The organism is Maribacter antarcticus DSM 21422, assembly GCF_000621125.1.
GTDB classification, from domain to species: domain Bacteria; phylum Bacteroidota; class Bacteroidia; order Flavobacteriales; family Flavobacteriaceae; genus Maribacter; species Maribacter antarcticus.
Genome location: NZ_JHZC01000005.1, coordinates 170,601 through 189,119, shown reverse-complemented (window position 1 = coordinate 189,119; position 18,519 = coordinate 170,601). Strand labels below are relative to the sequence as shown.

The window sequence follows — 18,519 nt, the reverse complement described above, 5'->3', positions numbered from 1 at the left end:
TTTCTAACCACCTCTTTTAAGGTCTTCACTGACTTATCGTATTCTTCTTTCCAAGAATAGATACGGCCTTTTAAAATTTCCGTATCCGCATGGCGTGGTATTTTACCTAAGATATGTTCACATAGTAATAGTGACCTGTCCCAATCCGTATCAAAAGCTAGTTTTCTTGCCGTTTTATAGGCATCGTCAAAATCCTTACCGTTAAAAACACTTTGTAACTAGATTGCTTCAGTTTTGGAAAATTCCCGTTTATCGTTGGCTACAGATGATAATGTACTAGGAATTATTTTATCGTTTTGCGTCACATATTGGTTGACTGATTTGCTATAGCTAAAGCGATTCTTGATATCAACAATCTTTATATCCCGAACCTCGTTGTCAGTAAAGCTTAGGTCAGCATTTAGCTCGATTAGCTCACCATCCATTAGGAAAAAAGAATGATGCACATAATCCTTAATGTTATTCGCTCCCCTGAATAATGGAATCTCCTTGTTAAAGTCATTTCCGTTCGAAACCAGTTCTCCATTCCCAAGCCAAGCTACCGTCTTTGGTACTTTTAAGCTATATGCCCTATCCAACAATGAAATAATGGCCAGAGCGATAACTGTATGTGAGGCAAGTTTTGTTATTTTCGATGTAGATTTTAGTAACGGGCGGTACATCAAAAGTGGTACTTGATAACGTTTCAACGTATTTTCCGATGGGATATTCCGATTGAGATGGCTTCCCGTAATGATATAGATGGTGTTTTTGTATGCCTTTGTTTTCTTGTCGTCATTTAGAAAGTGAGCAATAGCTTCATCTGCGTAGCTATAACTTGCAAACAGTTCTACATTATGTGAAATAAACCTTTGGGTCTTTTCGTTGCTTGTGGAATGACTGATTAGTTTATCAACATTCTTTTCATATTTACCAAAGTTCGGTATGGCATAAGGAGTCTTGGTACTTAAGATTTTAAATACGGTTAACTGCGGCCTTTCATTCACTGTGTTATTTTCTTCGGAGTAGCGCCGAAACAATGCGTCGTCAGGATAGCCCAAGGTAATTCCTGCTACACAGGCATTTTGCAAATTATACGCTATTCCAAAAACTGTTTTATCTAAAATTTCATCTACACCTTCCTCTACCAAAAATCGGTCATAGCTATTTAAAGCACTGTTTCCACCATAATTGAAGGAAGTTTCATATCCGTTTTGCTTTAAAATACTAAACAAAGTATGTCTATGGGTAAAGCCCTCTATATTTGTAAAGCCAGTTTCGCCAAATGGTAGGGAACCGATAATTGTCGCCAATGCCGCTTCACTTTCTCCCGTATTACTTAAAAAATTTGGCCAGTATAAAGATGATTCACTCATTTTCTTTAAACGAGGCATAATACCGCTGTAAGCTCCTTTTGCATTAATAAAGGGGGTTCCAAGTCCTTCTACAATAAGTATTTTAATATGAGGTTTTTTCGGTCGTAAGATTAAAATAGGGAATCAAATTGCTATTTGGAGTATACGCTCTGGCCAATAGATATTCTTCGCTACCCGTATAAGTGTTTATATCAAAAACAGCAGTATACCTAACATCTAAAAGATGTTAGGTTTTGTTTTCATTTATAGGCTTCCTATTGTAATATAAAGTCACTAAAAACATGCTGAATAAAATAATTGTAAACGGATACATTCTACTGATTACTTTATAGAATGGAGCCGTATATCGATATAACAAATAGCAGGTAAACAAAGTAACCGAAATGGCTATAAACGCATTTAGGATATTGAATTGTATATGTTCAGCATTGCTACAGAATAGGCCATTAGCTCCCAATGGCTCCTAATTACCAATAAAATAAGTAATTAGGAGACCCTCTATTAAAAGGAGGGCAGCGAAAATAAAACGAATTACCTTAAAACCAAGATTCGATTTTTTATTTTCCAGTAGATTAAATAAAAACGCAAATAGTACGGAACATACTGCAGCATAACCCAAATGATGTAAACTATTAAGGAACAGACTTTTGTTCACTACGCTGTCTAGTACACCCGTGAGATAAAGTATTATATTTTGATAGACAGATAAAAGTATGAGACCCACAAAGAATGTAATTACCGGAGGAATATAATCCTTTAATATTCTACTATTTTGCGGTATATTATGCTTTTCTATTTGCATAATTTAAGTTGCTTTAGCAAATCCTTTGCGTACTTGCGTACCCCATCCAGATTTTATCTTGAACAGTTTCCTATAATTACCTCGAATAGCTGCCCACACCATAAAAGGGTGATAACCAAAAGGCTCAATTATGGCACAAAGCATTAATATTAAAACATCCTTGGTCTTGATGTACTCATTATAGGAATACACGTCCGATGCCATTAAGTTGGCCATCTCACCGAAATTATTTTTGTTCTTGTAATGAATAGAATTTCTAGCAGAAAAATAACCCATTCCTATAAACAACAGAAATAGCACCAACGTAAATACAAAGAAAACGATGTTGATATATTCTAGGACGATATCGAATGCGCCACTATTTATTATTCCCTATTATATAGATTAGTCGACATGGCACATAATCGATCAAACAAGGTGTTGCCATCCATGTTATCTCTAGGCTGATATGCTATTGTATTATTTTTCTTTATTGTAGGTGTCAATTCAAAGTCTACCGTAAATAGATTATCGATATCGGGGCTAAACATTGTATCCGTTTCCTCCGCTAGGGTGGGTACTTCCAAAGGAGCTGTTTTACCGGTAATCATAAGCCGTGTTATTAGTTTTTCTAATGCTTTTTTTGCTCTTTTTTTTAAGTGTACATCCTCAGCTAAAACAAAGCTTTCCAATAATGGTATTTCTTGCTCATCGCCCACTTCTGCTATTTCATCGAGTAAAATGATTTTTGCTTCGGTGTCGCTTACTTCAAAAAGACTATGAAACACACTCTGCCGCTCGCTTGAGATGGTAGGTTCAAAAGATATAGATATATCATCTGATATAGAAAAAGCCGCTATTAATCCTTCTATACTCGTTTTCACCATAGCATTGGCTTCCTGCTTTAATAACATCTTCAAATATGGTATTTCCCTATGGTCTCCCAGTTGGGCAATAGCCTCTAATAATACTATAGTATTGAGTTTAGCATCATCATAAAACAAGGGTTTGGGAATATTCAATTCCTTTTTTTTCATCACGTTTTCTCTTTTATATTCGGTACTAGCTTCCTGTTGATATACTATGTTTTCAATTTGAACCGCAGTGGTCCAATCTATTTCCGACATATTATCTTTTGGATTAGTATCATTTTCAATAGTTAAAACATCATAGATAACAGCTATATGTGATACGTCCTCCGTTGCTATTGCATCTGAAAAGCTGATTTTTGGTTCCTTGAAAGGAACATTCAACCTAACTTCTGCATCGTTAACAGCCTTTTTAGTCTCCAATACTAAATCTGAGGGAATTATTACCTTCTCGGGGGTCACGAGTAGTTCATTGGGTAAACACTGCTCTATTTTTTTCTGTTCCGTATTTTTTTTATCAAACACGATAACTTCCTCAAAACATACCGGCAATTCATTCCGTAATTGTGTCGCTTCTCCATTCAAAAGAAATTCTCCGGCAACTATAGGTAGAAATTCAAAGTGAAATTCTTCAGCAGCAGATACGGAGTAAACTTCTTCAAAATTAACATTTAGGCCTAGAAAACTCTGATATTCATTTTCGTCCTTTGGTACCTCCTCTTTAGATTTTAGTGCTATTCCAGCTACCTCTTCTGTTACGATGGGCAAGAACGAAATTTCAGTAGGTTCTATGTCCAAGGAATTTAAAGTATGACCTTTTACATTGTTCGATAGTATTTCGGCTGACACAGGAATCTCTTTTAAATTTGATTGTTCTTCTTGTTTTGTGATATGTAGGTCATTTTCCTTATTATATGGTATAGCAGCTTCAGGAGTTTGTTTATCAGGTATATAGTCCGCGGTTGAAACAATATCCTGTATAGGAAGTACACCCTCTGGATGTATTTTATTTAAAGTACTTATGGCTTTTCCCTTTACGGTAAAAGCCACTTCTTTAGTTACTATATCTTCTAGGAAGCTAATATCGTCATCGGTTCCTAGCTGCGAGAGTGCCTCAAGAATAAACATTTTAACGTCCGTGGTACATTTCCAAAATATGGTTTTAAGCACCGGAACGGCATTGGTTACATTAAAATCCCGAACACAGAAAATCGCCTCCTTTTTAATATGATTATCCTTATGCCTAAGCAATTGAATAAGGGAAGCGCTTGCATCGTTTTGGTTGTAGTATTTGATGAGCCTGAGGGCAAATAGTACAACATGGTTGTTTTTAGAGGTAAGCCAAAGTCTAAATGGTGGTGGCACATAGTCTGTTTTATTACGAACCACATCGAGTAACTTTAATTGTTGCCACTCCGATATTTTATATCTAGTATGATCTAAGAAATAATTAATACCATCTTTATTAAGGCTTACAGTCGCTATTTCTGCTTGTTTTCTTATGGTAGACCTTTTGTCATTAATGAACTTGGTAATTAAACTATAAGAATCTTGTACTTCCATTTGGGAAAGCTCAAAAATTCCTTTAGAAACCACTTCCCAGCGCCAGCTGTTTAACTTTTTATAGGCGTCTTTATGAAGCTCTAAATCTTGATAAACCCGAAATACCTCGGTTCTCGTTTTCCCAGTAACATCCTTCTTAAGGTCTAGAAGTACTGCCGTAAGTACTTCTTTGTCAAAAGGATTTTTTATAAGCTCGCGTATGTGAATCTTTAAATCTATGTAGTTTATTTTCTCTTTCTTTTCCCCGTCTTCCTTAAAAAATAAGAATTCACATATCATGGGATAAAACACCTTTCTTTTAGCCAAAAGAAGTTTTCCAAGCCTAGAAATCCTATTCCTAAAAAAGAATACTGAAACAACATACATAAGTGCTAACGCGACAAAAAAAAGCGATAGCGCCCATAAAAAATCTGTTGGAATTTTTGGGGCGCTAATTAAGACGTTTAGCGTATATGTCTTCTGAATAAAAATCAAATATGGATTTTATTAACTTCTCTTGCTATTCTAACCAATAGCTCGGAAGGACTTACCGGTTTTGAAATAAAGTCATTCGCACCCAATTCAATGGCGCTCAAAACATTTTCTTCGTTACCAGTAGATGAAATGATTATAATGGGAGTTTGGGATAACAGCTCCTTTCTAACATAGTTAATTAGTTCTATACCAGAAAAATAGGGCATCATGATATCGCTAACAATTATAGCTGGCATAGTATGGGACAAGTATTCTTTAACCTCTTTCCCATCCAATACATGATCTACAATATACCCAGCCTTTTCTAACCTAAAGTTTAGTAAAGAGGCTAAAAGCTGATCATCATCGGCCAAAAGAATTGTTCTTTCGTTCATGTTTATCGTTTCTTTAATTTTTTCAATTCTTTATCTATTTGGGCCTCTTTTAGCGGGTATTGCACTAAAAACTGTGCAAATAGTAGCTCAATTTTTGCTAGTTCAGTATTTTTTGCTCCGTCCTCCATTCCTACAATGAGTCTTTTTAAATCATTGGTGTTCATAAGAGCTAATCCTGCCTTTATTTTATGGGACGCGTGATAGATTTCTTCAAAATTTTTATTACTAATCGCAATTTTAACCGCACCAATGAACTCATATATATTTTGTTTAAACAGACGTACGAGCTCTTCTAGCATTTCTATTTCATCATCGCATTCCTGTAGTAGAGAGCTAAGTTCAACTGTTTCCTTTTTTTGTTTAATTGAGATGATGGTCTCCTGTTTTAACAACCTAAGACTAGCCTGTGTAAGGTTTCGCTCTTTTTTCCTTTTTAATAATTTGATCATCAGCTCGTTTAAGGTATATGGTTTTAATAAAAAGTCGTTTATACCGGACTCATAACAATATTCTTGGTCTTGTGCCGTAAAATCTGCACTAAAGGCAATGATAGGAACCTGGTTTAGCGTAGTGTCTTGTAAAGAGCGTATGCTTTTAGAAATTTCGAATCCGCTCATTTTAGGCATTTTAAGATCCATAAGAACAATATCTATTTCCTCTGTATTTAAAAGAGAAAGACCTTCTTTTGGGTTTGCAGTCACATGGGTAATACAGTTCCATTTAGTTAGCTGTTCGCTAATAAGATGTTGGTTAAGCTCGTTATCCTCAAAAACTAATATTTTAGTACCACCTAGAAGCTCTTTACCCTTTTGGGTGCTAATAGATTTTGGTTTATTCTTAGATATGTTTTGAATATTTCCTTTGCGAAAGGGAATAAGAAATTTGAAGGTTGTTCCTGCACCTAATATACTGGTTACCGCAATCGAACCACCTTGCTTCTCAATAATTTCCTTTACGATACTTAACCCTAGGCCAGATCCCCCATACTTTTGAAAGGTATCTTTTTCTGCCTGTTTATAGCTTTCAAAAATATGACCTAGTTGTTCTTTGGAAATGCCTATACCAGTATCCTTAACCGAAAACTGTAACATATGAGTTCCCTTTTTTTGTTCGGTTACGACCACTGAAAGGCTAATCTGACCCTTTTCAACAAACTTGATTGCATTTCCTAAAAGGTTAAGTAATATTTGCGATAACTTGGATGGATCGCCAATCAGTATGTTTGGAACATCAGGACTTATATCGATATTTAAGGTGACCGATTTATCAACGATGAGTGTTTGACATAGAAACATAACGTCCTTAAGCAATCTGTGTAAATTAAAGTCTACCGAATCAAAATCCTCTATTCCAGCCGTAAGTTTAGAGTATTCCAAGACTTCTTTAATAATTTCCATGAGATTATAAGAGGCAGATTGTATCGCCTCCACTTTTTTAAACTGTCCTTCAGTAAGGTTTTCTTCCCTTAGTAAATTTGTAAAACCAATGATACCGTTTAGCGGTGTTCTTATTTCATGGCTCACATGGGCAATCAGCTTATTATCTTGGCTAGGTGTTGGCACTGAAATAATTTCATTGGTAAAAAAATCTTTTTCATTGATTTTATCAGTACCAAATATTTGATCATTTAGCTGTGTTTTAAATCGATTAAAGGAGTTTTTTAAAGTTTTGGCTTCTAGTGTGCTTAATTCTTCAAAAGAAAAACCATTCAAGGATGTTTCCAAATCAGAAAGTTGACAAATTAAATCTTTAGTTTTTAGTTTGGACATAGGTTAATATTCCTTGTTTTCTAGAGTTTTGTTCTATAATTAGACTTAAAAATCCAGTATTAGAGTGCCTTGAGCAATTAAATGTTTGCTAAGCTTCCTTTTTTGTTGTGAAAACAGTTTATTTGTAGGTATAAAAAAAACATAAATGAAAGTATTTTGCTACATCGTTATCGCTCTAACCCTATTTTCTTGTAATGAGAAGAAAACCAAACTAATGGAAACTATAGAAGAACGCGCAATACGAATTCATGAAAACACTATCACCTTGGACACCCACGATGATATAAATACCAAAAATTTTACGGACTCGATAAATTACACCCAACGTCTAGATACACAGATTAATCTTCCAAAGATGGAAGAGGGTGGGTTGGATGTTGCTTGGTTGATTGTGTATACCGGACAGGATTCCCTAAATGCCGAAGGTTATGCGAAAGCTAAAGAAAATGCAATGGACAAATTTGCTGCAATTCACAGGTTTTGCGAGGAGTATGCACCAGATAAAATAGAACTTGCCTACAGCTCTGACGATGTTCGTCGTATTGTAGCTTCCGGTAAAAAAGTAGTAATGATTGGTGTAGAAAATGCGTACCCTATAGGTGAAGATATTTCTGCCTTTGAAGAGTATCGTGATTTAGGTGCGCGTTACATTTCGCTTTCCCATAATGGACATAGCCAGTTTTCCGATTCCAACACTGGCGAAAAGGATTCAGTTTGGCTGCATAATGGTTTAAGTGACTTAGGAAAGGAAGCTGTTATGGAAATGAACCGGCTTGGTATCATGATTGATGTTTCTCATCCTTCTAAAGTGGCCATGAAGCAAATGATAGGTCTGTCTAAAGCACCAATAATTGCTTCCCACTCGTCTGCCCGTGCTTTGTGCGACCACAGTAGAAATTTGGACGATGAACAACTAATGCTCATGAAACAAAATGGAGGCGTTGTACAGACTGTAGCCTTTAGTTCGTATTTGAATACTGAAAAACACGAGGCTAGAGCAGCTTTTATGAAAGGAATTTACGAACAAGTTGCTGATTCACTTGGTCTTGAATGGTTTGAGAGATCACAGCTTAGTAGCTTGACAGATGCTCAAAAAGGGACTTTTATGGAGAATTATCCTAAAGTGGTCCTAATCGGAAAGGATATCGTCACCAAAAACCCGGATGCTCCCGAAGGAGTAACGGTTTCGGATTTTATTGATCATATCGATTATATGGTAAAGCTGATGGGAATTGATCATGTTGGTATCAGTTCGGATTTTGATGGTGGTGGTGGTATCGAAGGTTGGTCTGATGCTTCCGAAACTTTTAATGTAACATTAGAACTGGTAAAACGTGGTTATACCGAACAAGAAATACAAAAACTATGGAGCGGTAATTTGCTTAGAGTTTTAGACGAAGTACAAGCTGTGTCCAAAATAATGTCATAAGGATAAGGGCTCAGCACTTATTCTGCAGATGCCAAACGGTCCTTCACAAATTCTACTTTTGTTTTTCCATGAGGTGTAGGCTTGCCGTTTTCGCCTAAGTTTACCATGATAATATTATCAACGGTAACGATAGTCTCATGGTTCATCTTATTCCGTACTTCGCAGTTTAACGTTAAGGATGTTTTACCAAACTTAACTACTTCTATGCCAATTTCGACGACATCGCCTTGCTTTGCGGCACTCATAAAATTAATTTCCGAAATATATTTGGTGACTATTTTTGCGTTTTCAAGTTGCACTATAGTGTACAGGGCGGCTTCCTCATCTATCCAAGCCAAAACCTTACCGCCAAAGAGTGTTCCATTCGAGTTCAAGTCTTCAGGTTTAACCAATTTTCTAGTATGAAATTTCATAGTAATTAATTTAGATAAGTCAAAATTAGAACTAAAAACAATCTCGTAATCACCTTTTTCCTATTTAGCCTGCATATTTATCAAAAAGGAACGTATTAATAGCTGTTTGTGATGATTTAGTAATTGTGCGAGCTTATAATTATCAATCTGAAATACCATAAATTAAAATCGTTTAGTTCTCATACCGTAAAGGATGGAGATTTTTTTTATTAAGAAAATCTCAAAAATAACACCAATGTTTATAACCCTTTTAAAACTTCTTTCTACATAAAACGGGAACCTTAATCGATTGGGTATCTTTATAAAAAAAACTGCAAACATGAATGAGCGATCTTTGAAGTTATCAGAAATAAGGCCTGTTATTGCAAACGCTAGAATACTACCCAACATGAGCGAACAGGAATATTTCCAGAACCAAACCTTACGCCCTATCCTTAAATTACAAAACGATTTATTATTGGTATCCTTTCAAAACTATATTGTAAAGGCTAAAAATCGGTTCCATGAACTTAAGAAAGAAGCGCGGTTAGATTACATAGCGAATGCAGTACAAAAGGATATAAAATATCGAAACACTTTAAAAGGTATGATTTTAGGACAATTTACCTTAGAAGAATACGAAGACTATAGGAAGAATTCATCAGCCTTGAACAAAAGAATGATGAGCATGGCGGTAAAGCGCTTACAAGATCAAATGCAGTACTTCGAGGAAGCTACCTTACTCCAATAGCGATTCTCCGTTAAGATTGGTAGTAAGAACGTTGCTCATTAAATTGAAATAGGGACGAATTCCCTTAAAAGCAGCATCAATGGATTGTGCAAAATCAGGTGAAGTTACCTGTGCATCTGTAAAGTTTTTCACAAAAATGAACTGTTTCTTTCGGATAAGGTCAATATTAGAATCTTCTTTATCAAAACCTTTGGGAGCTGTTTTTAGCTCCTCACCTGCCAAATCGCCCCAAACACTTTTAAAACCTTTATCGTTTAGAATATCACGAAAATCCGAGGCATCTACCTCCCATTCTTTTCGTATTCTAAAGAGATCTTCTTTTTCTGGACTCCAAAATCCGGTGGCAATAAAACTACCTTTGGGTTGTATGTGTATATAATAACCGCCCCTTCGTTCCTTACCGGCACGCGACATAGAGCCTGAAAAGTTATATTTGTACGGTGTTTTATCCTTAGAAAAACGTACATCCCTATAAATACGAAAGACTTTCAATTTTTCTATTTCATCGTGCGCATGCATGAGTTCCATTACCGCATTCAAAAAGGATTTTATTTCAGATTCATGGGTCTTAAACGTTTTTTTTTGCTCGGTAAACCAATCCCGATTATTATTCTTTTTAAGTTCATTTAAAAAATCTAGGGTACTCTTGGTAATTGTAGGATGTAACATACGACTTAGGACTTGTTATTTTAAGCTAAAGTTAACCATTTGCTATCTAGCACTTTTGATTTAATGGTTAATTTTGAGCCCTAAGCCAATACTATGGAACATAGATATATCATAGAAAAAATCAACGAACATAAGAAACAACCAAATCTTAGATTTCGATTAAAAAAACAAGCAGAAACTTTTACAGACACACTTTTTTATACCTTATTCGATATTGAAACTCCAGTTGCGGAGAATCTCAAGGTATTAGAAAAACAGTTTGATAAATTGGTAGACCTTGCTTGTTGGGAGAGCGAAAAACCTTGTAAAAAAGTATGGGAGAATTATGTGCGAAAGCTGCCTGAAATTTTAGAAAATTTAAACATGGATGCCGAAGCAACAGTAAATTGTGACCCCGCTTCCCTATCAATAGAGGAAGTATATATGGCCTATCCCGGTTTTTATGCCATAGCTATTTATAGACTGGCACACGAACTGTATGCTATTGGCTTTCCCTTGGTTCCTAGATTAATGACTGAATACGCCCATAGACAAACTGGCGTGGATATAAATCCAGGGGCACAAATTGGCAATTCGTTTCACATAGATCATGGTACAGGTGTCGTTATTGGAGAAACGGCAATTATTAAAAACCATGTTAAGATTTACCAAGGTGTAACTCTTGGCGGACTTTTTGTTGCAAAGCACCATCAAAAGACCAAACGGCATCCTACTATTGAGGAAAACGTTACCATTTATGCCAACGCTACTATTTTGGGTGGTAATACAGTCGTTGGAGCCAATAGCATCATAGGTGGAAACGCTTGGTTAACAACATCTGTTCCTGCTAATTCCACAGTCTTTCATACCCCAGAAATAAAAATAAAAACCCTTCCCAATGTCTAAAAATCTAATTGACCTTATCGGAAACACACCCTTGGTCGCGTCCCGTATCTTAAATACGAATCCGAATGTTACCCTGCTTTTTAAGATGGAGGGACATAACCCTGGGGGTAGTGTGAAAGACCGTGCAGCATTAAATATGATTGAAAGCGGACTCGAAAGCGGCAGTATAAATACAAGTGATAAGCTCATTGAAGCTACCAGTGGTAATACAGGAATTGCCCTTGCAATGATTGCAGGAATCTACGGTTTGGATATAGAATTGGTAATGCCGGAAAACGCTACTAAAGAGCGTGTGCAGACCATGCGCGCTTATGGTGCAAAAGTCACCCTTACCCCATCTGAGACTGGTATAGAAGGTGCAAGGGATTATGCGGAAGCTAAGGTAATAAACGACGGATGCGTTATGTTAAATCAGTTTGCTAATCCTGATAATTGGAAAGCGCACTATAAAACTACAGGACCTGAAATTTGGAGGGATACCCAGGGTAGCGTAACTCATTTTATAAGCTCTATGGGCACAACGGGTACGATTATGGGTACTTCTACATATCTAAAGGAGCAAAATGCTAATATACAAATTGTGGGTGTACAACCTACCGACGGCTCCAAGATTCCCGGTATTCGTAAGTGGCCACAAGCATATCTTCCTAAAATATTTGATGCTAAAAAAGTAGACCGTGTTATGGAAGTCAGCGAAGCGGATGCCCGTGCCATGGCCAAGCGCTTAGCAAAAGAAGAAGGGATTTTCTCAGGAATGAGTAGTGGTGGTGCCACCACAGTAGCATTGCGTTTGGCTGAAAAGTTAGACAAAGGCATAATCGTCTCAATTATATGCGATAGAGGTGATCGGTATTTATCTTCGGATTTGTTTGATTGATGGTTTCTGTTGCTTGGGTTTATTAGTTAAAATAAGACGTAGATTTTAAAATAGTAAAAAATACAGATGATTCACTTAATAATTGGAAACACAGGCTCTGGAAAAACCACCTATGCCAACGAATTAAAGGAAAAAATAAAAGGCGTACTATTTTCTATCGATACTTGGAACAACACCTTATTTCTTCCGGATAAAAAGCCCGCAGACGGATTGCAATGGTTTCTAGAGCGAATAGACCGTTCAGAAACAATTATAATGCATCTGATACAACAACTAGAAACCGCCAAGACAGATGCTATACTCGATTTAGGCTTGTCAAAATTTGCGCATCGGGAGAAGTTTAGAGAATTTGCTGCCACGCATAATTATCCAATAACACTTCATTTTTTAGATGTATCGAAACAAACACGTTGGAAAAGGGTTCAAGAAAGAAATGAGGAAAAAGGAGCTACCTTCGAGTTTGAAGTAAGCAAGGACAATTTTGATTTTATGGAAACTTGGTTCGAGAAACCAAGTGATAATGAAATGATTGGTGGTACCGTTATTTTGTAACACGCATTAAGACATACCCTTTTAGTGAAACTAGGTATCGTTTTGGTATAGGGGTTATTTTTGTTCCAACTCTAAATATTGATTTAACTATTAAATCAAGTGGTCATTATACACCGCATTCAAAGTGAAAAAACGTGTCTTTCGGATAAGTATTAAAAACGCCTAATTTTACGGGTAATTTACTCAGTAAAATACATTTTTATTTCTTCATTGGTAATTTAATTTGCGATGGATATGCCTTAGAATGGTGAATTTTGTTCGTCGCTACAACACCCTCAGCTTCATCGTAATTGTTACCACCTGTATTTAAGTTCCTCGCAAATCTTGGAAAGTTGCTACTCGAAACCTCAATACGAATACGATGTCCCTTTTCAAAATAGTTACTGGTAGCCATGGGTGTCAAATCTACTTGGTAGACCTGTCCTTCCTCCATAAAAACTTCTTTTTCATACCCTTCACGGTACCTAACACGTTGTATGGTTTCATCCAAATTATATGCGCGCCCGTCGGGATATACATCAATTATTTTAATAGTGACATCAGTATCCTTTGCATCCGAAGAAAGAAATAAAGTCGACTCAATGAATCCAGTAATTTCGACACCTTTTTTAAGTACATCCGTAGTGTAAACTAAAATATCATCACGCTCTTCCATGACCTGCTGGTCAAAAGCACCTCCTTTTACAGCATTTCCTGTACAGCAAACGTTACCACCGTAGGAGGTAACTGGGTTCATAGGATTGTAGATAATGGTATCCGGTTTGTCTTTGAAAGGCTTCTTCGTAGAAAGGGTTCCGCTCCCATTTAGCGTATTAGCGTTTCCGTCACTGTTTAAATAGTAAGTGGTCATTTTACTATCCTTTGGGGGCCACTGTTCGGCAGAGTGCCATTTATTGCTACCCATCGTATAATATTGTACGCGAGGCGTTTTTTCCTTAAAATCATTAGTTTCTCCTTTTAACCACAAATCCCACCAAGCATATATCTGCTCGTCATAATTTAGACGGGCATCTCCTACGCTGCGTTCCCCAACAATAGTATTTTCCGTAGCCCTTGTGTAAGCGCAGTGCAGTGTAGGTGCAATCACCAAATATTGATTGTCCCGTACTTCGGAATCTTTGGCGTTGTTGTGTACATGATTAAAAAGGCTCAGATTTGGTGTGATACTGACATCATACCAGGAAGCAAACCAGAAACTTGGCATAGAAATCTCCATATCGTCATGGTAAATTCCGCCAGTAAACCAATCTGGGTCATTAGGCTTGCGACGCACCATCTTGTCAAAAATTTCTTTTTTTCCGTTGATATTTTTTAACATATCCTGAATAGGCAAATGTTTTAATGCTTCGGCCATATCTACAGGAGGGTTTTCGGGCGCTAGGTCATAAAACCTAGAAATCCGAATTAAATCCTCTTGTGTTGCACCTTCCGGTATTCTTGGCTTAAACTTATCGTGCTCTACTCCATATAACCACGAAAAAAACAACAGTTGTTCTGCTCCGCCCCTATACCAGTTACCTTGCTCCATAATATCACCTACTCTGCCTACACCTGCTCCAAAGCCTTGTGGGACCATAGCGGCATGCGAAGGATGGTCCAAGGCAGCGACTGCCATTTGCCATTCTGCAGTACTAGAACAGCCGTAGGTTCCTATTTTTCCATTAGACCACGGTTGGTCCTTCATCCAACTAAAAGCATCATAACCATCCGTAAGTGGAACGCCTAAAATATCCCATTCCCCTTCCGAGAAATAACGTCCACGCTCGTTCTGTACTACGTAGGCATAACCCCGTTTTACTGCCTCATAAGCTCTTTGGGCTGTTCTGGTTTTTTGCTCTCCATCTCCCCAAGAATTAAAATTATAAGGTGTTCTTGAAAAAATTATCGGTACTTTTTCATTTGTTTTTGGTCTATAAATATCTGTAGCCAAACGGATACCATCGCGCATCGGCATCATGACTTTTTGATCGATAATGGCAATCTCCTCCATTCTTTCAAGAATGCTAGCATCTTCTTGGGCGTTTATTAGTACGCTGAATACTAAAAGACAAATGGATAGGTACATGTTTTTCATAAGGCGTTCTGTTTTATTCTGTTTTAAAAATAGGTAAAAATGTAGCTATTTTGACTTTATTTATCTTTTTAGATATACTTCGTTTCTGCATTCTTAGCCAATCTAACTATTTAATAGAGGAAAAAAGGGTAGTATAAACTCTTCGTTGGAAAACAGATTTTAGAATTATGCGAAAAAAAACTAAAACGCATCCACTAATAGCCATCAATATATAGACTTGAGACTAAAATTGGTGGTTATTGCTTTACATCGCTACTAGCGCAGTATCTTTGTACGATATAATCGAATTGCATTAACAGCAATAAACCAATGGTTACGACCTATGCCTTTTAAAAAATTACATCCCGAACTGCGAGAAGCACTGGAACGTTTAAATATTATGGAACCTACTTCCTTTCAAAAAAAGGCTATTCCCATAGTAAAAAGTGGGTTAAATACCTATTGCATCGCAGGAAAAGACGGTGGAAAAACAACCAGCTTAATACTTACTACCTTACATAAAATAGGTTTTAAGGCAGAAGGCAACGCACCAAGAGCAGTTGTAATCGTAGAAAATAAAACGAAAGCGCTGGAGTTGTATGAAGCTTTTTTAGGGTTCACTAAATATAGCAACATTAGAGTTTATGTTGGGTATGAGCAACTTCATATCGATATCCAAAAATCAGAAATTTTCGAAGGAATAGATGTTCTCATTTCAACTCCAAAAACAATGAACAAATTATTCCTATTAAATGGAGTTAGTACTTCACAATTAAAAATTTTCAGTGTCGATGATGCAGATTTCTTAACTCAAAAATCGGACGGTAGCGCCTTGATTTCAATAACACAAAGTATTCTAAAATGTCAGTACGTTCTCTATGCAGAAAAACTGCATCCCAAATTAGAGCGCTTTGAGTCTTACTTTATGGAACGTGCTAAAATTGTGACCGATGAAACGAATAGCTAAGGGTCTATTTTAGCATTCGAAAAATAAATTTCCTTACCTATAGCGGTGTTGGACTTTATTAGATGTTAATGTAATTTATTCGGAATATATCTAGATTTAAATTAGAGATGGATATCCTCCTCCTCAAGCTCACAAAATAATACCTTTCTACAGTTTTTCTACTCCTAAATACACAAGGAATTTGACTGAAAAACTATCTTCGCGGCCATGTGGATGTATTTGGGCCTTTTGGCAGCACTATTCTTGGGGTTACATAATTTATGTAAAAAACATGCCGTCCGCGGAAACGAGGTCTTTCCGGTACTTCTTGGTACTATTTCTTCAGGTTTTCTTCTACTACTACCCCTATTTTTTGGCTCTTATTATTCGCCAGAATATATGGATTCTATCGGGCTTACAATTACCCGAATACCATGGTCGCATCATGGTTTTATATTTATTAAGTCAATGCTAATGGCAGGTTCTTGGGTGCTGGCTTACCAAGCCCTGAAACACCTACCCATAACTATTGTAACGCCCATACGGTCCGCTGGTCCGTTTTTCACCTTTATAGGTGCTATTTTTATTTATAATGAACAGCCAACAGGTTGGCAATGGGTCGGGTTTTTCCTAATACTCTTTTCTGTATTTCTATATTCCCGTATCGGTAAAAAGGAGGGTATTAATTTTAAGAACAACAAATGGATTTTTGCAATCATTGGAGCGACATTCTTAGGTGCTTCAAGCGGACTGTATGACAAATTCCTGATTCAAACCCTAAAGTTAAACCCACAAACCTTACAATTCTGGTTTTGCTGGTACACAGTCCTCATCTTAACGGTGCTATTGACAATTACTTGGTTTCCTTATGCTGAAAAACGAAAAGCTTTTATTTGGCGGTGGTCCATTCCTGCAGTGGGTATACTGCTAGTGTTTGCAGATTACTTTTATTTTAAAGCACTACAAGACCCAGACGCCCTTATCATGTTACTATCTGCCATTAAAAGGAGTCAGATACTTATTGCCGTAGTTATTGGTGGCTTCATTTTCAAAGAACAGAACAAACGTAAAAAACTTTTGCCTTTAGCGGGAATTATGATTGGTGTGGCATTGATTCTGTATAGCAATGGCTAGTTAAGTGGTACTACGTAAGCATAGTCATTAGTTTTTTATTTAAATTCCCAATAGCGCAGAAGCACCTTTTACCAAAAACTCCGTATCCATACCAAAGCCATTTTCTGATTCAATGACTAGATACTCGGTTCCACTGGCTTTGATGCTTACTTCTTGGCTACAAAATAAAAGGTCTCTCCCTCCTTTTTTTTCAATACCAACACAAAAGACGCTTCTTCTATGAATACGACAGCTTGACTCGGTATCGCTTTTTCAAACTTGTAACTAGTAATAATATCAACAGCTACGAACATACCTGTGAGAAAATTGTTTTCCGATTCGTCTTTTAGATGTCTGTGTACTTTTATAGTTCTATTTTCCTCCATGACAGCACCCACCATTTACATAGGCCTTAAAGATTTCTTCGGAGGCTTTAGGAATCTTAAAATCAATTTCTTGTCCTTTTTTAACGACCATGATATCCTTTTCAAAAACGGAGAGCTCTAGGTGTACATGCTCATTGTCTATAATCTCTAAAATAGAGGTAGCTGGGGAAACATAGCTCCCTTTGGTCACATTCACTTTGGTAATACTACCAGATATAGGTGTAAAAATCGTAACGATTGAGCTTATGCTTCTTTCTGCCAGTTTTGTAGGCGAAATACGCAGCATTTGTAGCTGTCTCTCCAATCCTGTATCGTTCGCAAGTCTTCTGCGTTGTACTGGTCTTTATACTCAGGTTCAACATCAAGAATATACTGGTATATTTCGCCCAAGCCAGTGGCAATAGGTCCCATCTCTGGTGTGCCAAATCCTTCGGAATCTTTTCACTGGCAGATTTATTTTTTTTAGCAATCAATTGTCTAGGTAAGTAGGTGCCCATATCGTCCTCAAAAACAATGGTAACCACCGATAGTCCAAATTTAGAGATAGACCTTATCTCTGTAACACCAAGAAGATTGGCCATTTGCAGTTCCACAGGATACGTAATGAACTGCTCCGTGTCCTCGGTGACAAGATTTCTGGACGTAATGATGACCTGTACTTGATTGTTGGTCACATCGGGTACTCCACCAATGGGAATCTGAGATAGGGCATATAAGCCAAAACTAATAATAAAAATGGTAAACAAGAGTACTAGAAACTTGTTCCGTAAACTGAAATTAATAATATTGGATAACATAGAGGCATATAATAAGCAATGTGAACAGTACTAAACCTATAAATAGTCCAGCACTAAAAAAATGAATGTTCGTATGGCTATTATACTAGTCTCGGAGGCTGAAGTATACCGTCTGAATGAAGGGAAGACAGCGGTGCCTTATAATAAAAATTGAAAGGTCTAAATTCTGGTATAACTGACCCTAAGGTAAAACCCATCACGGACATGGTATGGGATTGCTGCTGAAAAGGTAATCTCTCATGGTCTTCCCTCTCCTCTTGATGTTCTTCCTCGTGTGCAGCCTTTAGCTCCCCATAATGTTTAGATATAAACACTATCGCGTTATCTCCATATTGCGCGCTGTGAAATTGGCCATGGGTAATGAACTCGTCTATTTGAACCAAATCGTCTGCATGCATCCCAAAACTTTGGAGCAGGATGACAACAGATAATAGGATGGAAAATACCTTGTTCATATCCTCAAGGTTAAAAAAAACTAATGAAG

19 protein-coding genes and 1 pseudogene are annotated in these 18,519 nt (G+C 36.9%); 7 read left to right on the top strand and 13 right to left on the bottom strand.

From position 1 onward, the window contains the following. Positions 1–218 precede the first annotated feature (218 nt). From Q360_RS0104320 to Q360_RS24425, 6 genes are all read right to left on the bottom strand, one after another. On the bottom strand, positions 219–1,430 hold the full coding sequence (locus Q360_RS0104320) for an LTA synthase family protein (protein WP_262493202.1): 1,212 nt from the start codon (positions 1,428–1,430) through the stop codon (positions 219–221). Positions 1,431–1,818: 388 nt separating this feature from the next. Beyond that, positions 1,819–2,157 (bottom strand): hypothetical protein, encoded by a 339-nt coding sequence (locus Q360_RS0104315; RefSeq protein WP_027076001.1) that lies wholly within the window; start codon positions 2,155–2,157, stop codon positions 1,819–1,821. Positions 2,158–2,160: 3 nt separating this feature from the next. Next, positions 2,161–2,433 (bottom strand): hypothetical protein, encoded by a 273-nt coding sequence (locus tag Q360_RS0104310; RefSeq protein WP_027076000.1) that lies wholly within the window; start codon positions 2,431–2,433, stop codon positions 2,161–2,163. 89 nt (positions 2,434–2,522) lie between these two features. Beyond that, on the bottom strand, positions 2,523–4,874 hold the full coding sequence (locus Q360_RS0104305; protein ID WP_156950001.1) for a HEAT repeat domain-containing protein: 2,352 nt from the start codon (positions 4,872–4,874) through the stop codon (positions 2,523–2,525). Between the two features lie 164 nt (positions 4,875–5,038). After that, positions 5,039–5,416 carry a response regulator transcription factor gene (locus Q360_RS0104300; protein ID WP_036195028.1) on the bottom strand — a complete coding sequence of 126 codons (378 nt, stop codon included), beginning with the start codon at positions 5,414–5,416 and terminating at the stop codon, positions 5,039–5,041. A 2-nt stretch (positions 5,417–5,418) separates the two neighbouring features. Then, positions 5,419–7,185 (bottom strand): ATP-binding protein, encoded by a 1,767-nt coding sequence (locus Q360_RS24425; protein ID WP_051554560.1) that lies wholly within the window; start codon positions 7,183–7,185, stop codon positions 5,419–5,421. 145 nt (positions 7,186–7,330) lie between these two features. Here Q360_RS24425 and Q360_RS0104290 point away from each other — a divergent pair, with 145 nt between their 5' ends. Then, complete coding sequence (locus Q360_RS0104290; RefSeq protein WP_027075997.1) at positions 7,331–8,614, top strand: dipeptidase; 1,284 nt, start codon at positions 7,331–7,333, stop codon at positions 8,612–8,614. Positions 8,615–8,631: 17 nt separating this feature from the next. On the opposite strand, the gene Q360_RS0104285 is transcribed toward Q360_RS0104290, so the two are convergent. Continuing rightward, positions 8,632–9,027, bottom strand: coding sequence for an acyl-CoA thioesterase (locus Q360_RS0104285; RefSeq protein ID WP_027075996.1), 396 nt, complete (start codon positions 9,025–9,027; stop codon positions 8,632–8,634). Between the two features lie 319 nt (positions 9,028–9,346). Between Q360_RS0104285 and Q360_RS0104280 the strand changes: the two genes are divergently transcribed. Beyond that, a complete protein-coding gene (locus tag Q360_RS0104280) occupies positions 9,347–9,757 on the top strand; it encodes a hypothetical protein (protein WP_027075995.1) in 411 nt (136 codons plus the stop codon). Here Q360_RS0104280 and Q360_RS0104275 read toward each other — a convergent pair. Beyond that, positions 9,746–10,426: a DUF2461 domain-containing protein gene (locus tag Q360_RS0104275; RefSeq protein ID WP_027075994.1), complete on the bottom strand. Its 681-nt coding sequence runs from the start codon at positions 10,424–10,426 to the stop codon at positions 9,746–9,748. The two genes, Q360_RS0104280 and Q360_RS0104275, sit on opposite strands and share 12 nt — an antisense overlap. Before the next feature lie 93 nt (positions 10,427–10,519). Between Q360_RS0104275 and epsC the strand changes: the two genes are divergently transcribed. The 3 genes from epsC (at position 10,520) to Q360_RS0104260 (ending at position 12,740) form a co-directional block, all read left to right on the top strand. Beyond that, positions 10,520–11,311 (top strand): serine O-acetyltransferase EpsC, encoded by a 792-nt coding sequence (gene epsC / locus Q360_RS0104270; RefSeq protein WP_027075993.1) that lies wholly within the window; start codon positions 10,520–10,522, stop codon positions 11,309–11,311. Then, complete coding sequence (gene cysM / locus Q360_RS0104265) at positions 11,304–12,188, top strand: cysteine synthase CysM (RefSeq protein ID WP_027075992.1); 885 nt, start codon at positions 11,304–11,306, stop codon at positions 12,186–12,188. Before epsC ends, cysM begins: the two co-directional genes overlap by 8 nt. 66 nt (positions 12,189–12,254) lie before the next feature. Then, the gene (locus Q360_RS0104260; RefSeq protein ID WP_027075991.1) at positions 12,255–12,740 is read left to right on the top strand and encodes an AAA family ATPase; all 486 of its coding nucleotides are present in this window, start codon (positions 12,255–12,257) and stop codon (positions 12,738–12,740) included. A gap of 199 nt (positions 12,741–12,939) precedes the next feature. Here Q360_RS0104260 and Q360_RS0104255 read toward each other — a convergent pair whose 3' ends face one another. Next, positions 12,940–14,814 (bottom strand): CocE/NonD family hydrolase, encoded by a 1,875-nt coding sequence (locus Q360_RS0104255; protein WP_027075990.1) that lies wholly within the window; start codon positions 14,812–14,814, stop codon positions 12,940–12,942. 322 nt (positions 14,815–15,136) lie between these two features. Between Q360_RS0104255 and Q360_RS0104250 the strand changes: the two genes are divergently transcribed. Next, entirely contained in the window at positions 15,137–15,760 is a 624-nt protein-coding gene (locus tag Q360_RS0104250; protein WP_027075989.1) for a DEAD/DEAH box helicase, read from the top strand. 207 nt (positions 15,761–15,967) lie between these two features. Further along, positions 15,968–16,873: a DMT family transporter gene (locus Q360_RS0104245; RefSeq protein ID WP_027075988.1), complete on the top strand. Its 906-nt coding sequence runs from the start codon at positions 15,968–15,970 to the stop codon at positions 16,871–16,873. 146 nt (positions 16,874–17,019) lie between these two features. Here the strand turns inward: Q360_RS0104245 and Q360_RS24420 are convergent, their stop codons facing one another. The 4 genes and pseudogenes from Q360_RS24420 to Q360_RS0104225 all read right to left on the bottom strand — a co-directional run bounded on the left by Q360_RS24420 (position 17,020) and on the right by Q360_RS0104225 (position 18,490). Then, positions 17,020–17,238, bottom strand: coding sequence for a hypothetical protein (locus Q360_RS24420; RefSeq protein ID WP_027075987.1), 219 nt, complete (start codon positions 17,236–17,238; stop codon positions 17,020–17,022). Next, positions 17,225–17,524, bottom strand: a complete 300-nt coding sequence (locus Q360_RS24415) for an efflux RND transporter periplasmic adaptor subunit (RefSeq protein WP_084273353.1) — start codon at positions 17,522–17,524, stop codon at positions 17,225–17,227. The genes Q360_RS24420 and Q360_RS24415 overlap by 14 nt, the downstream gene beginning before the upstream one ends. 14 nt (positions 17,525–17,538) lie before the next feature. Further along, positions 17,539–18,035, bottom strand: a pseudogene (locus Q360_RS24410) (efflux RND transporter permease subunit); the annotation flags it as partial. An 80-nt stretch (positions 18,036–18,115) separates the two neighbouring features. Then, on the bottom strand, positions 18,116–18,490 hold the full coding sequence (locus Q360_RS0104225; protein WP_027075984.1) for a hypothetical protein: 375 nt from the start codon (positions 18,488–18,490) through the stop codon (positions 18,116–18,118). Between the last annotated feature and the right edge of the window lie 29 nt (positions 18,491–18,519).

Bases quoted from the DNA above. Each gene is read 5' to 3' on its own strand.
- Q360_RS0104315 (WP_027076001.1), bottom strand. From the start codon at position 2,157: ATGCAAATAGAAAAGCATAATATACCGCAAAATAGTAGAATATTAAAG.
- Q360_RS0104310 (WP_027076000.1), bottom strand. From the start codon at position 2,433: ATGGGTTATTTTTCTGCTAGAAATTCTATTCATTACAAGAACAAAAAT.
- Q360_RS0104300 (WP_036195028.1), bottom strand. From the start codon at position 5,416: ATGAACGAAAGAACAATTCTTTTGGCCGATGATGATCAGCTTTTAGCC.
- Q360_RS24425 (WP_051554560.1), bottom strand. From the start codon at position 7,185: ATGTCCAAACTAAAAACTAAAGATTTAATTTGTCAACTTTCTGATTTG.
- Q360_RS0104290 (WP_027075997.1), top strand. From the start codon at position 7,331: ATGAAAGTATTTTGCTACATCGTTATCGCTCTAACCCTATTTTCTTGT.
- Q360_RS0104285 (WP_027075996.1), bottom strand. From the start codon at position 9,027: ATGAAATTTCATACTAGAAAATTGGTTAAACCTGAAGACTTGAACTCG.
- Q360_RS0104280 (WP_027075995.1), top strand. From the start codon at position 9,347: ATGAATGAGCGATCTTTGAAGTTATCAGAAATAAGGCCTGTTATTGCA.
- Q360_RS0104275 (WP_027075994.1), bottom strand. From the start codon at position 10,426: ATGTTACATCCTACAATTACCAAGAGTACCCTAGATTTTTTAAATGAA.
- epsC (WP_027075993.1), top strand. From the start codon at position 10,520: ATGGAACATAGATATATCATAGAAAAAATCAACGAACATAAGAAACAA.
- cysM (WP_027075992.1), top strand. From the start codon at position 11,304: ATGTCTAAAAATCTAATTGACCTTATCGGAAACACACCCTTGGTCGCG.
- Q360_RS0104260 (WP_027075991.1), top strand. From the start codon at position 12,255: ATGATTCACTTAATAATTGGAAACACAGGCTCTGGAAAAACCACCTAT.
- Q360_RS0104255 (WP_027075990.1), bottom strand. From the start codon at position 14,814: ATGAAAAACATGTACCTATCCATTTGTCTTTTAGTATTCAGCGTACTA.
- Q360_RS0104250 (WP_027075989.1), top strand. From the start codon at position 15,137: ATGCCTTTTAAAAAATTACATCCCGAACTGCGAGAAGCACTGGAACGT.
- Q360_RS0104245 (WP_027075988.1), top strand. From the start codon at position 15,968: ATGTGGATGTATTTGGGCCTTTTGGCAGCACTATTCTTGGGGTTACAT.
- Q360_RS24420 (WP_027075987.1), bottom strand. From the start codon at position 17,238: ATGGAGGAAAATAGAACTATAAAAGTACACAGACATCTAAAAGACGAA.
- Q360_RS24415 (WP_084273353.1), bottom strand. From the start codon at position 17,524: ATGCTGCGTATTTCGCCTACAAAACTGGCAGAAAGAAGCATAAGCTCA.
- Q360_RS0104225 (WP_027075984.1), bottom strand. From the start codon at position 18,490: ATGAACAAGGTATTTTCCATCCTATTATCTGTTGTCATCCTGCTCCAA.